This window comes from Pedobacter gandavensis (assembly GCF_032678745.1).
Classification (GTDB): domain Bacteria; phylum Bacteroidota; class Bacteroidia; order Sphingobacteriales; family Sphingobacteriaceae; genus Pedobacter; species Pedobacter gandavensis_C.
The window spans coordinates 1,187,742-1,202,122 of record NZ_JAVTST010000001.1 but is presented as its reverse complement, the minus strand read 5'-3'; the positions used below and the strand labels follow the sequence as shown (position 1 = coordinate 1,202,122).

9 protein-coding genes are annotated in these 14,381 nt (G+C 43.0%); all 9 read left to right on the top strand.

Annotated elements, in window-relative coordinates; all coding sequences use genetic code 11:
- The first annotated feature begins 3 nt into the window (after positions 1–3).
- The 9 genes from R2S10_RS04795 to R2S10_RS04755 are packed head-to-tail and all read left to right on the top strand — an operon-like array spanning position 4 to position 14,356.
- A complete protein-coding gene (locus R2S10_RS04795) occupies positions 4–174 on the top strand; it encodes a DUF5908 family protein (RefSeq protein ID WP_316839305.1) in 171 nt (56 codons plus the stop codon).
- Between the two features lie 10 nt (positions 175–184).
- Positions 185–859 (top strand): hypothetical protein, encoded by a 675-nt coding sequence (locus R2S10_RS04790; protein WP_316839304.1) that lies wholly within the window; start codon positions 185–187, stop codon positions 857–859.
- On the top strand, positions 859–2,661 hold the full coding sequence (gene vgrG / locus R2S10_RS04785; RefSeq protein ID WP_316839303.1) for a type VI secretion system tip protein VgrG: 1,803 nt from the start codon (positions 859–861) through the stop codon (positions 2,659–2,661). The genes R2S10_RS04790 and vgrG overlap by 1 nt, the downstream gene beginning before the upstream one ends.
- Positions 2,662–2,678: 17 nt before the next feature.
- A complete protein-coding gene (locus tag R2S10_RS04780; RefSeq protein ID WP_316839302.1) occupies positions 2,679–2,978 on the top strand; it encodes a PAAR domain-containing protein in 300 nt (99 codons plus the stop codon).
- A 14-nt stretch (positions 2,979–2,992) separates the two neighbouring features.
- Entirely contained in the window at positions 2,993–3,421 is a 429-nt protein-coding gene (locus R2S10_RS04775) for a GPW/gp25 family protein (RefSeq protein WP_316839301.1), read from the top strand.
- Between the two features lie 4 nt (positions 3,422–3,425).
- On the top strand, positions 3,426–7,058 hold the full coding sequence (locus R2S10_RS04770) for a hypothetical protein (protein ID WP_316839300.1): 3,633 nt from the start codon (positions 3,426–3,428) through the stop codon (positions 7,056–7,058).
- Positions 7,055–9,436: a hypothetical protein gene (locus tag R2S10_RS04765; RefSeq protein WP_316839299.1), complete on the top strand. Its 2,382-nt coding sequence runs from the start codon at positions 7,055–7,057 to the stop codon at positions 9,434–9,436. Before R2S10_RS04770 ends, R2S10_RS04765 begins: the two co-directional genes overlap by 4 nt.
- Positions 9,375–12,230 carry a contractile injection system tape measure protein gene (locus tag R2S10_RS04760; RefSeq protein ID WP_316839298.1) on the top strand — a complete coding sequence of 952 codons (2,856 nt, stop codon included), beginning with the start codon at positions 9,375–9,377 and terminating at the stop codon, positions 12,228–12,230. The genes R2S10_RS04765 and R2S10_RS04760 overlap by 62 nt, the downstream gene beginning before the upstream one ends.
- A gap of 53 nt (positions 12,231–12,283) precedes the next feature.
- Positions 12,284–14,356, top strand: a complete 2,073-nt coding sequence (locus R2S10_RS04755; protein ID WP_316839297.1) for a hypothetical protein — start codon at positions 12,284–12,286, stop codon at positions 14,354–14,356.
- The last annotated feature ends 25 nt before the right edge of the window (positions 14,357–14,381 follow it).

Here is a 14,381-nt window from a genome sequence, read left to right as displayed (position 1 = left end):
CTTATGGCTGTTGAAATCAGAGAACTCATTATCAAAACGGAAATATCCGTTGGCGACCGGAATTATGGATCTGGAATTAAAGAAGAAGAACTCCAGCAACTGAAGAAACAGGTAATGGAAGAATGCAAAAGATTTATTGCCGAACGGACTAAAAAAACGAGTTATAAACGATAAATAGGAAGATATGGGCAGCCTGGAACCAATGAAGATTACCGGTTATACAAATGAACAGTTTACCAAACGTTTTCCCGGAGCTCCGTACCTGATGATGCTCAATCCAGAGTCGATTAAATGGCAGCGGAGCATCGACTACAACCAGCAACAGGCACCGGATTCCAGTTCTCCTTCACAGCGTTATAAAAGTACGCCAAGTGATAAGTTGAACTTTGATATCGTGATTGATTGTACCGGAATTGTAGATCCTAAGCGGATCAATATGGCCACAGAAATCAGCACTTTAGAGAACATCATCTTCACCTATAACGGAACCATCCATCGGCCTAATTTTGTAAAGGTGCAATGGGGTAAGGATTTGGTTTTTAATGGTGTGCTGACTTCTTTTGACATCTCCTATACTTTGTTCAGGCCCGATGGAAGTCCTTTAAGGGCAAAGATCTCGCTGGGATTCGGGCAGTATATTGCTCCTCAAACCGTAAATATACAGGACCAGGATGAATCCCCGGATATCAGTCACCTCGTGACAGTAGTAGAAGGGGTTAGTCTACCGGAATTGTGCGAGAAGGTCTGGAATAACGAAGCATATTATATCCAGGTTGCACGTTACAATGACCTCAATAAGTTCAGGAACCTGAAAGGGGTGGAGAAACTGATTTTTCCACCTATTATCCCCACAGCATAATGGCATCATCATCCACAAATATCCCTAGTGGCGGTCTGGCCACTTATACCATAAAAGTAGACGGGAATACCGTTCCCGATGAAGTAAGTATACTTTCTGTTCATATAGAGAAAAGAGTAAACCGCATCTCCTCGGCAAAGATCATAATCCTGGATGGGGAGCCGAATACAGGCACATTTGAGGCCAGTTCTTCGGATATTTTTGTGCCGGGTAACCTGATCAGTATTGAAGCAGGTTATGATTCGGACGAAACGGTGATTTTTAAAGGGATCATTACCAGACAATCCATTCACATCGACAATATTATCGGCTCTGCTTTAGAAGTAGAGTGCAGGGATGAGGCGATTAAAATGATTGTGGGAAGAAAGAGTCTGACTTTTGCGCAAAAAAAGGATAGTGATGTCATCACTTCCATCATCAATAGTTATAGCGGATTGTCTTCAGAAGTAACGGGGACCACTACGGTATGGCCGGAACAAGTGCAGTTTTATGTCACCGATTGGGATTTTATCCTTTCGCTTTCAGAAATGAACGGACTGATTGTGACTACCCTCAACGGGAAGGTTGCTGTGTTCGAGCCTGGGGCGAATGCTGATCCGGTAATGAGCATAGGATATGGCAGCGGACTGATGGAGTTTAGGGCCGATATGAATGCGGTAACTCAATTGGAAAGTGTGAAAGCCAGCTCCTGGGATTATAAAAACCAGGCGGTAGCGAGTGCTACAGCTCCAAATGATTATGCCGGTCCGGGAAATATTTCTTCGAAGACATTGTCGGAGGTGGTCGGTTTGAAGGAATACGATTTACAGACCACAGCGCCTGTTGAAACAGATGAGCTTTCCAATTGGGCAAAGGCACAAATGCTCAAAACTGAATATGCAAAGATACAGGGAGAAGCTAAATTCCAGGGCAATAATTTGGTTGATCCTGGTAAATATATTACCCTTAGTGGATTGGGAGGCCGGTTTAATGGCAATTACCTGATTTCTGGTGTGAGTCAGGACTTGTCTGATGGAAACTGGATTACTGAGGTGTCTGTAGGGCTTTCGCCAATTTGGTTCATTGAAGAACCTGATCTGATGGCTCCTCCTGCTTCAGGGATGTTGCCCGGGGTACGCGGTTTATTCAATGGAACGGTTAAAAAGATGTATGGTGATCCGGATTCGCAGTTCAGAATTTTGGTGGATGTACCCATGTTTGACCAGGCTGGTGAGGGGATTTGGGCAAGACTTGCCAATTTTTATTCTACCAGTGGTGCAGGTGCATTTTTCCTGCCGGAGGTGGGGGATGAAGTGGTACTCGGGTTTTTAAATGAAGACCCACGCAGTCCAGTCATCCTGGGCAGTATGTACAGCAATACAAAGATACAACCTGATCAAGGGCTGAGCCCGAATGAAAAAAATTCGATCAAAGCGATTGTCTCCAGGTCAAAGCTCAGTATTGAATTTGATGATGAGAACAAGGTGCTGACCATCGCAACGCCAGATAAAAACACCATGATCTTTAGTGATAAGGATAAAAAAATTACGATTAAAGACGAGCATTCGAACAGTATTGAAATGTCTTCTTCGGGGATTAGCATGAAGAGTCCCCAGAATATCAATATCCATGCAGATCAGAAAATTACGCTTAGTGGTACACAAGGCGTAGTGATTCAGGCTTCTGCCGGAGATGTGGCGCTGACTGGAATCAATATTAAACAGGAAGCGGAAAGTCAATTTTCTGCGGAGGGATCGATGACTGTTCAGATTAAGAGCGGGATGGAGCTGAGCCTGAAAAGTGCAATGATTATGATTAACTAATTTAAAAGAACAGCGATATGCCTCCAGCAGCAAGATTAACTGATTTTCATGTTTGCCCTATGGTAAATCCAGGGCCAGTGCCTATACCACATGTTGGAGGACCAGTTATAGGGCCTGGCCAACCGACCGTATTAATTGTCGGTCTTCCTGCCGCAACAGTAGGTGACATGCTCATGTGTGTAGGCCCTCCGGATAGTATTGTAAAGGGCTCTGCAACGGTGCTGATTGGCGGAATGCCGGCAGCAAGAATGGGGGATTCAACTGCCCATGGAGGGGTCATTATGGTTGGCGCATTAAATGTCCAGATAGGTGGTTAATCATCAAAAGAAATATGGAAAAAGAAATAAGTAAAGCAGATCATCATTTTCTTGGATCAGGATGGGCCTTTCCGGTCACCTTTTCTGTCGGAAACCATCAATTGAACCTCAGTGCTTACGAAGAAAATATCAATGAATCGATCGATATTATTCTGCAGACCAGGAATGGAGAACGCTGTATGGAGGGAGGTTTTGGAGGAGGCTTACAGCAGTTTCTTTTCAAAAAAATGGATGAAACCTTAAAGGGGGAGATCGCCGAAGCGGTGACTTATGCCTTGATGTATAATGAACCCCGAATTACCGTAACAGCTGTAGATGTACAGTTTAGAGATGTAAGAGGTGGGGTTGTAGAAATCTTACTGAGTTATTTCTACAACCTAACCAATACCAGGCACAACTATGTTTTCCCTTTTTATATCAATGAGGGAACTAATTTAATTTGAGCATATGAAGTTCGTCAATCAGCATAGGCTATTAAATTCCGTTTATGAATCGCTCACACCAGGCCCTGCGCTGATTGATGGGAGAACGGAGGAAGACTGGCTTCGGTTTTTGACGGAGTTTGCCACGTTGATTAATTTCTACGACCAGGATAATTCGCTGAATGGTACCTGGGAGCCCTTTTTATTAAAGGATCCTGTTTTTTTGATGGCGGCGATTTCCGGAGCCAACTATGCAAAAATGTATGCACTGTATTTGAATACCTGCCATAAACTGGAACAGCTTTTAGGACTAGGTAGGGGCAATGAGGATTTGGCACACTCTTTTAACCAACTTTTTGATCAGCTGATCAACAGCTTTCTTAAGATCAAACAGTGGTACCATTATATGGCGAATTCGAAAGTCAACTACCCACTTAAAACCTATGTAGCGACGCAAATCCGGACTACTTTTGGCAATGAGCTACAAGCCATCTTTTCTTTGCGGCAGGAGCTGTTCAGGTCTGGGCTGATCGTTGGTCTGGCTCCTGTTGACCCTGTTTTGCTTGAAAAATTCTCCGGTTACGAGGCAAGGATCTGGAGGGAAGGCGCATATAACGGTCACTATTGGGAACTCCTGGGTTTAAGCGCTCTTAAAGACAATACCATTAATGATATTTTTAAGGCATTAAGCCATGTGGCTGAGGCATTGTTTAATTTTTTAAAAGTAATTATTACACAGGCCAAAATAGAGTACAGCAGGTTGCTTAAGTTGAAAAGCAGCTTTCCTGATACCACTTTATTGCGCAGCTTTATTCATCTGCTAAAGGTTCAGCAAGCTCAGTTAAATGGGATTGCAGACCATCATCTTCGTTTTTATTACAGGGATGTTTTAATGCAGACAGAACGTAAGGCAGTAGCAGATCGCGCTTATTTGGTGGCTACTTTGACCGCCAAAGATGCGTTTGTTAGTTTGCCTCTGGCTACGCTTTTTGATGCTGGACTAGATTCAGAACGGCATCCTATTCTATTTGAAAGTACTGAAGAGGTGGTACTGAATCCGGCAGCCATCCCTATGGCCTATACTTTGTCGAGAGTTCCGGCCTCAAATGAGCTTTCCATTCTTCAATTGTTAAGCATCAGTAATCCTGGTGTGCTACAAAAAGATGAAGAAGGGAAGGTGTTGAGTTGGAATACCTTGGGTAGCCATGAACCTGATCCTGCCGCTCAACAGGCACTAGGTATTGCATTTGCTTCGCCAATGCTGTTACTGAGAGAGGGAACCAGGAATATTAAAATCTTCCTGAATTATACCGGCAGCGTAGATTTGAACATGTTACAGGGCGCACAGTGTTACCTGAGTACAACAACTGATTGGTTGGAGGTAACTGCTGCGCTTACATTTGAAAATACAACGGATCCGCTTAGTATCAACATCACGATTGCGTTAAAAAGTACAGATCCGGCAATTGAACGGTTTCTGGAGCATCCGGATGGTATTGACAGTTCCTGGCCGATGTTTAAACTGGTTTTTAATCAGGTTACTGAGGCAAAGGTGGCCGTTCCGGTATTACAGGCCATGAAAATTGAGGTCGATGTTACCGATATGGAAACCTTTCAATTGTATAATGATTACGGTGCATTGAGCAGTAAAGTAAGCTATCCACCATTCGGGCCAACGCCTGAGAAAGGGAGTAATTTCATTCTGGGCAGTAATGAGATCTTTAGTAAACCTGTGGAATCTTTAAATATCGAGTTGAGTTGGGCTACGCTGCCACAGCCCCCAGATTTCTCCATCTATTACCAGGCTTATAATTTATACCTGAACAAAGGGCTTACCGTTACAAAAACACCGGATTCCTGTTGGTTGAAGAATATTTTTAGTAAAAAGAATACAGAGCTGCCGGCGACAGAAACAGTGGATGAACCTTATAATAATACTTGTTTTGTGGTCGACTTTCAGGTGTTGGATGAAAAGAACTGGGAGCCAGTTGTATTTGATTCAAATTTGCTTTTTAGTCCGGATGGCGATGGACTGAGTAGCCTGAGTCCTTATAGCTCCACTGCCATTCCGCTTAGTGCATGCGATCCTTCCTTGCAAAACCAGTCCATGAAATTTACGGAGACCAGTACCGGGGGCTTCCTAAAGATGGAGCTGACTGGGCCTGACTATGGTTTTGGAACTACAATTTATCCCAATGTGGTATCGGCAGTTACTTTATGTAATTCGCAGATCCTCTACAATAATGAAGACCAGCCCTTTTTTGAGCAGGCACAATTGCCTTTCACGCCGAAATTAAAAAGCTTTACTGCAAGCTATGTCGCTTCAGTTCAGTATGTGTTTAACGCGGAATCAGGGCTTGTGGCTACCATCGACTCGTACCCTGTACAGGCGTTTTTATATACCCCTTTTACAAATTATTTGGTCTATGATAATTTGAATGAGCTTCCTGTACAAAAGGATACCATTGGCGATTCTGGAAGTACAATCAGTGATGCATCAGGTATCCCTTTGTATGCCTCCTTTAATTATGATGGCTTTTTATATTTGGCCATAGATAATTTGATCCCTGCGACCAGCTTTAATATTTATTTTGAGCTGGCCAGAACCTATGTCAGCGGAGATGTTAAACTGCCTCAGGTGGAGTACTATTATTTAGGAACTGAAGGTTGGGCAGCGCTGGTTGTATTGTCTGATGGCACGAATAACCTGAGCTCATCAGGTATTGTCAGTTTAAACATTCCTGCAGACATCAGTTTAGAAAGTTCGTTGATGCCTAAAGGCTGCTATTGGATCGCCATTGTTGCCAACGACATTTCCCATGTGGCCGCCACGGTTTTATTAAGTACCAACGGGATCAGCGTACAACGTACTACTACCGATCCTGATCTGGCTGCTCAGCCCAATATTCCTGCGGGGACAATTACCCGGACAAAAATGCCTTTTTCGAAAATCAGCAGCATTCTACAACCTTTTCCTTCTTTTGGAAAAAGGGCAGCAGAAGATGTGAGGACGATGAACAGGAGGGTTAGTCAGCGCTTGAAAACAAAGGACCGTGCGGTCAGTGCAACAGATTATGTGGTGTTGATTAAACAGGGATTTGAGGTCGTTTTTGATGCGGTAGTCATTGTCGATCCGCTTCAAAAGACGACCAATGTATATGTCGTAAAGACTGTAGATCACTGGACGGTAGCACATGCCTTTATTCCAATGGTTAGTGTTGATGAGGAAGCACAAATGAAGTTGTATTTACAAAAAAGAACTTCCGCTTTTTCATTGCTTCGGGTAATGAATCCTGAATTTCAGAAAGTAGTTGTTTATGCGACCATCAGGATTCTGCCAGGTTATGAATTTTCCGCTGTTCAGCAGCGGCTGATGCAGGCATTGAATATTTATCTCTCTCCATGGATTAAAGATCCTGGGCTACAGGTTGCCATCTATCAGGACATTAGCGATGTGCAAGTCGCTGCTTTTATCAAAACGATAGAAGGAGTGGAGGCGGTAGAAAGGCTGTGTTTTAAAAGCTGGATCTACCGTTCGGATTGTACTGAAATTCCGGAAAACCTGGAAGCTATATCTGTAGTTAAGCCCTTGATAAAATCAGCCTTGTTTATTTCTAATATGATCCATCAGATCAGCCTTAATCCTGCTGCGATATGAGTATAAATCATGTGATTATTGATCATCCCTTGCCAGTCAACCAGGATTACCGGGCATTGAAGGAGATGGGACTTGCTTATATCCAGATGCATAGCGGACAGGAATGGAGCAATCTGAATAACGTTGATCCGGGGGTAACGATTCTGGAGCAGGTTTGTTATGCGCTGACAGAACTCGGTTATTGTACTGATTTTCCTGTCGCCGATATTTTGACGGGGCCAAAAGGAGATTTAATACTGAAAGATCAGTTCTATTTACCGGAAGAAATCTTAACGACTACACCTGTCACCATAGATGATTATCGGAAATGTCTTATTGATGGCTTGTCTGGGGTAGCTAATGCAGTGATTCTTGCCCTGGCATGTCCGCTTGGTAGTGGAAACGGTACCTATCAGGTTTATCTACAGCCTTATCCTTCGCTGACTGCAGAAGAGCGGCTATTGCTTTGCAAGGCTGCCTATGTTTACCTGAACAAATGGAGGAATCTGGGAGAGCGCTTTATGCTCCCGCTTTGTCTGGAGGATGATTTGTATACTATTGCAGGTAGAATAGAAATCAATGATGAAACACAGCTCAACAGGATATTGATCGCATTGCAACAGCAGGTTCAACAGGCTATATTTCCAATGGTTGAGCCTTTGGGTTATGATACGCTGACGCTTGAGGGCATGCCAGCAGATGAGATTTTTAATGGGCCATTATTACAGCATGGCTGGATTCCTACTGCCGCATTAGGGGAAAAGAAAGACCAGTTGCAACTGATCAGATTGCAACAACTGATCCTGAGCGTTCCTGGGGTAATTGAAGTACGCAATTTATTGTTTGATCAACATCCCTTGTTACAAGAGATTCAAACGAGCAGTACTCAATTGCTGCGGATCGATTGGCTAGCCTCATTAGGGGCTGGCCTGGACATTTATTGCAAAGAGAAAAAGCTGAACACAGCGAGTCATTTACGCTCGCTTTCTGTCAGCCGACAAAAGACTATGGACCCAGGACTGATCTTTGGAGCAGCAGCAAATGTCCGTACAAGTCTGCCGAAAGGGAAATTCAGGGATATCAATTCCTATTATTCTATTCAAAATACCTTCCCGGAGATCTTTGCTGTAGGAGAAGACACGAGGGTAGATTGCGCTACCGATTTTCAAATCGCACAATCGAGGCAGCTGAAGGGCTATTTGACCTTATTTGATCAGGTTCTGGCGAATCAATTTGCGCAGTTGGCGAATCTGGGGACCTTGTTTTCTTTTAAAAACGCCATTACAGGAACACCTTCCGACCAGGCGCTTTTTTATGATGATATCAGTCGGCTGGAACAAACACCATCCGAATATCCGGTTCCCTATCTTGCATTTACAGCTACCTATTTTTATCAGTCGCTATATTCAGTTCCACACATCAGACCTTTACTCAAAGACAATGATATTTACAATTTCAGCAGCAGTGCTGAAAGCGAAAAAGAACAGGAATACCAGAGTTGGATGGCCTATAAACAGGATCCATATAATGCCTATATAAAGGGATTAATGGACATCATGGTCGAGGATCAGAGCAACCTGATCAGGAGAAATGACATGTTGGATCATTTGCTGGCACGCCATGGGGAATCACCGCTATTGATCAATACCATTCTTCAGGGTTCCTATTATGTTGGAGAAAGCATAAAGGATCAGCTGATTTTTAAAAGTCTTTATCTGCAGAATTTAGGCTTGTTGTCTTATTTCAGACCAAAGGCCTACAACTATGTCGATGCAAAAAAAATAGCCGACTATTTTAGTCATGTTCCGCATGACTTTGAGCGCCAGATTATGGGCAGCAATACTCGTGATTTTATATTTAATTCAGAGAAAGTGGATCGGATGGAGGAACTGAGGGCAGAAGACTTTGTCAATTACTGTGCTTTGGAGTTGAAGCTGAGCCTGCTTTTTGGATTGAAAACCTTATACCGTGATTTTATTGCAAACTATTTTGAAGAACTAAGCAGGGCCAGAGATTTAAAGTTAGCGATGTGGATGATCATGGAGCGTAGAGGTCTGCTGATCATTGAAACGGGGCTGTTATTGCCTGAGCATGAAATTCCATCGGGTATTGCACAAGTGATGCTGATTTTTCCAGCATTTATTCCGCAACTGCAAACGGAGGCATTTATGGAAAGACTAGCCTTGTTTATGGAGGAGACAATGGCGGTACAGGTTTCTTATTGCTGCTATTTTTTGAACCCTGCTATGTTGGAAATACTGATCATTGCTTATGCGGAATGGCACAACAGCCTGATCCATTCCAAGCGCAGTGGAGTTAGGGAAAACACCTTGCCTAATGCTGCTGATCTTCTTCGAGTTATTCATCAAATTCATCAAGAAAGTTATGCCTCAAAATAGTCACCATCTCATTTCCAGGTTAAGGTGGGATACTTTATTTGATAGTAAGGCCCAGGGTGTGGCACTTCAAGAGCGGCTAAGCGATTGGACTGGCTTCCAGATGCAACAGGAGCTGAGCGCTGTTTTTGATAAATTTTGTCCAGCGGAACAAACCTGGAGGATCCAGACTTTAGAATTGGATCTGGGGACAATAGACTTTGATCATCTGGAAACGGAACTGGCCATTAGAATCCGTCAGCAATTGAACGAAAAGCTCATTTCCCTGATGCTCTACTCACATCAATATGGTAGCGATATAGAGATTCTGGATGAAAAAAGATCCCATGTGCAGCTGATCAGGTATTTCTTATTTCATGGCTTATTGCCCTGGAATTATCAGGCCAATGATGGTTCTGTGAATCAGATCCTGACTGTACAATTGCAGAATAACCAGGAAGAGCTGCTGGCTATGTTAAAGGAATCCGGGTTAAATGCCCTGGAGGTAAGACGGCGCATGGCCTGGCAGTTCAGCGAGCCGAATATGATCAGGATTATCACTGCCATTGAACCCAATGTGGCTGGGCAGATCATTCTGTTTTCAAATGAGCTGACTAGAATCCAGCAAAAGGAAAGGGTGGTACAGGCCAGCAGTACTACTGATTTTAAAAAAAACGTATGGTTTTGGGTATTGAACTACCTGTTAACAGAACGTGGAACTGTATTTAACAGGATCCAGTTTATGAAAAGCAGTATTATTCAAATGGCTGCTCATTACAATATGAAATACGATCAGCTGTTTGAGCTCATTGAACTTTCTGTTGCAAAACTCAGCAGCAGTTTGAGTCTGCAGCCCGATTTTATCATTACCCTGCAACTCCTTTCTAAAGAAAATAGGGCTTACAAAAAAAAGAAAACCAGTCCGGCGGAAAAAGTGGAAGATCATTGGTTGACATTGGAAGCGTTATTCCTGAATCAAAACCTCAGAAGGAATGCCGGAAATGTGGCGCGGTTTAATGACCTGGTCACTGTGCTTTCGAATCAGGATCAGGTACGTTTCAGGAGCCTGCTTGTAGCATTTGAAAACCGTGCTGAATTTTGGTTGCCGCTGATCAACGATTTGTCGGACCATTGCCTCAAAATGGTGTTTACTTCCCTTAACGATAGCAGGTCCGTTATTTTAACAGAGAGTATTCTCTTTTTGAACCGTTTACTGGGCTCCGTTAAGCAGGCTTCGGAGCGTAACGAGCTTTGGTATACAGGCTTAATGTTTCTGCTGGCGCATAAAAACGAATCTTTTAATGAGACTGCCTTTCTTCATGCGCTGGTTGCTGTTTTGGCTCAAAAGAAACAGCGCTCTACTATGGTTTTATTAGACCAGTTATTGGTTGCAGAAATCCCCAGCTCTTTAAAAACATTGCGGCATACCACACTTTACCGTACGCTGGTTAGTGTGTTTAGGATGGAGATTTCGAGGATGCCTGGTCTGCAGTTTAAAAAACACCTGCATCAGTTGATGGAGCTGTTTCATTTGCAGGTAAAAGGAGGTGGCAAGGATCGAAAGCGATTTGAAACCTTGAAAAATATATTAGAAAATTACTTCATGTTCCAACCAAAAGCCTTTATGGAAGCACTAAAAACGACACCTTATCAACAAAGTCTTGAATTGCTCCTTCCGGAGGCAATTACAGGCAAAAAACATACAGTTACCAACCTTGGTACTGGTATTAACTGGAGGACAAACCAGGAAAAAACGGTGACAAAGGAAGTACAGGAAACAAAAGAATGGTTGGCTGAGCTGCTGCTTCAACCTGAGCAGTTTCTTGATTTTGTAAAAAAGGAGCTGATTACTGAGCCTCAATTGCTTTGGCTTTATCAGCAGCTCAGCTTTGAAGAACTATTGAAAATGATCGGCAGTCAGCATCAAGCTCCTCAACCCATGTTGTCGGTTTTAGGGCATTTCTATCAGGTATTGGGTTTGGTTTCATTACCCAAGCTATCTTCTGGGGAAATGCAGTTGCTGTTGTTTAAAAAAGTGATCAGGGCCTGGACTTCGGGTAATTGGAAACTGATTGCTGCGGAAAATATTTGGAATGAAATGATATGGGAAGTATGTAGTAAAAGAGGGGTATCTAAAACGGACTTTCTTAGTGGTATGAATGTTCAAAAAACGATGATGCCTCCTGTGTTACAACTGGCCTTCGAATCCCTCCAGGCTCAGGATCGTTCAGCTGCTCCAGCTGATCAAAGTTCCGGATCAAAAAAAACACTTCCAAAAGTAGGGCCTGTTATTGGGAAAAATGACCTTATAAATGAGCCTATACCTGTTAGAAATGCAGGATTGGTATTGCTCAATAGTTACATCTCTATGCTTTTAACACGTCTGGAGCTGGTTCAGGACAGGAGTTTTTGTAATACCGAAAGCCAATTGGCCGCAGTACATTATCTACAATATGTGGTGACCGGGCAAAGTAATACGGAGGAATCCTTCTTGCCACTCAATAAGCTACTCTGCGGTGTAGCCATCTCACAACCGGTACCGGAAAGCATCGATATTTCTAAAGCTCATCAAGAGTTAATAGAAGGACTAATTATGGCAGCTTTAAGCCATTGGCCATCCATTGGAAATAGTTCGGTTAATGGATTTAGAGGAAACTGGCTGGTTAGGGATGGCCTGCTTATGGAGAAAGAAGAGCATTGGGAGCTGACCGTGGAGAAACGGGCATATGACCTGTTGATTCAGAAATCGCCATTTTCATTTTCCGTGATCAAGTATCCCTGGATGGATAAACCGCTTCATGTGATCTGGCCTTATTAGAATGAAAAAGAAGAAATCAGTATAAATCAATTTAATGAACTAAGACCTAAATTATGAACTCTTACAATGAAAACCTACATTCCGCTATCGTAAGCTCTTTACAGAGCCTGGATACTGAGGAACAAAGCCTGGAGTCGCAGGTAAATGCAGCGATGTTTACGCTCTATCATTCAGAAGGTGCAGTCATCACGGCAGAGCAGAACCTGGCTGCGGCAAAAGACACCTTTAGATTTAAGTCGATTACACAGACTGAGGCGGTAAAAGACAGCAATGCGACCATCAACTTACTCAATTGTGCTACGCAGACTAACCAATATGTTAAGCAGTCGACCACAAACGTCGCAGTTTGTGCAGCTAATGTTCAGATTTCTGCGAATGCTATTGTTCGTTTGGCGAGTGATATGAGTAGCATTTATAGCATTGTGAATGCTGCAGATTTTGACAGCGATATTTATTTGCTGGCACGTGATGCCGCAGAGTTAATGAATGAAACCGCCTACGATGCGGAACTGGCTTCACAAAAGGCGATGGAAGCGTCGATGTTTACTGCGGAGGTTTCCAGTTCAACCGTACTTGATATGGCTAAAACGACCAGCTCATTGATGAGTTCGGTGTTGAAGATCAGCACTGCTGATTTTGATGCAGCCTCGCAAGCTATTGTGACAGACAATGCTGCAGTTTCTACAGTCAGGTCTACGGAAAAATTGGATGAAGGCGCACTGGAAATGGTCAGTATTGCTTGTCATGCGACTACCTCAGCGTATGCTATGACCAATAGGGAATTGAATCTTGATTTGAAAGTGAGCACCTCCAAAAATGATGCACTTGAATTTACGGTTGATTTTAATACCATTAAGAACCCATTTCCAATAGAGAAACCACATCATAGTCCGATGTTCCCGGTAGCGCAGTATTCGATCATCGTGGTTAAAGATCGGAAAAAGCAAACCTTCTCTATCTCTAATGCAGAGAACTTATTGTTAACGAAAGGTGGAGAGGTGATTGGTTTAGCGCCTACAGATAAACACCATATCAGACAGGTGGTGAATGTATACAGCAGCCTTGCAGACAGTAAGGAAGTTGTAGTCTCGGTAGATTCGGACAATGATCCTATTGAATTAGGGAAAAGCTATGTGGTTTTTATCCTGGCCGTTTTTAGCGATGATTATAAAAGAAAGACCGGTAGTTACGACGATTATTTATCTGCGCCATCTCAGCCATTTACTTTAGCGACCAGGTTGGAGTCTATTCCAGGTCAGGCGATAACGGTGAAGCCTTACGTTAAAGGCGATTTGACAGGTGATGAAAGCAAGCTGGAAGAACAGTTTAGAGCCGACCAGCTAAATAACAGTGTTGAGGCTACGGATGGAGATACGCTGATTAATTACAACTATGTAATGAAGTTTGAAAGCAAAGAAAATTCAGATATAGCGTTGGAATACCGGTGTATGTTGTTGCCTTTTAGTCTGGATGTTTCTGATAAATTGCTGACTGTTGAGTCACTTGACTTTTTAATCCAGAATGAAATTGCAAGAATGGAAATTGCTGAAGCTCAGTTTGACCCTGAGATTACCAGGTTGGAGGAGGAGATTTATACCGAAGACCTGAAGTTGGAATTGTTGAATAAAGAATTTGATGCGCTGGCTAAGGAACTGGATAATCTAGCAGGTTCTGGAGCGCTTAGCGAGGAAACTACAGCCAGGATTGACGCTTTAAAAGCAGAGCAAAAGGCTAAGCAGTCCCAATTAAAAGGATTGAAGAAAGATCAGGATAGCAAGATTAACCTGCTGAAATTCTTAAAAGAAAAAGAAACTGAAAACACGGAGTTGTTACCAACGGTAGCCTCTGCCAAACCAGGCTTCCTGTTTAATGTGGCGATCGCCGAGCAGGTCTATGCAGATAGCTATACTGTGGCAAAGAAGGTTCCTGGAGGGAAAGATACTGATCCGACGCAATGGATTGCCTTTTTTGGACCAGACACGACTGATAATTTCGGCAACCGGTTAAATGATAACGAAAAATACTTACCGGTAGTTCTTTCTTATTCCAGGGCAGCAGCGGAAAATGAAGCTGCTTTTGTGAATGTCTTATCAGTGATGGCAGATACCGATTACTTTCCAGTTTAAACTTTCATTATTCAAAAATTTACAT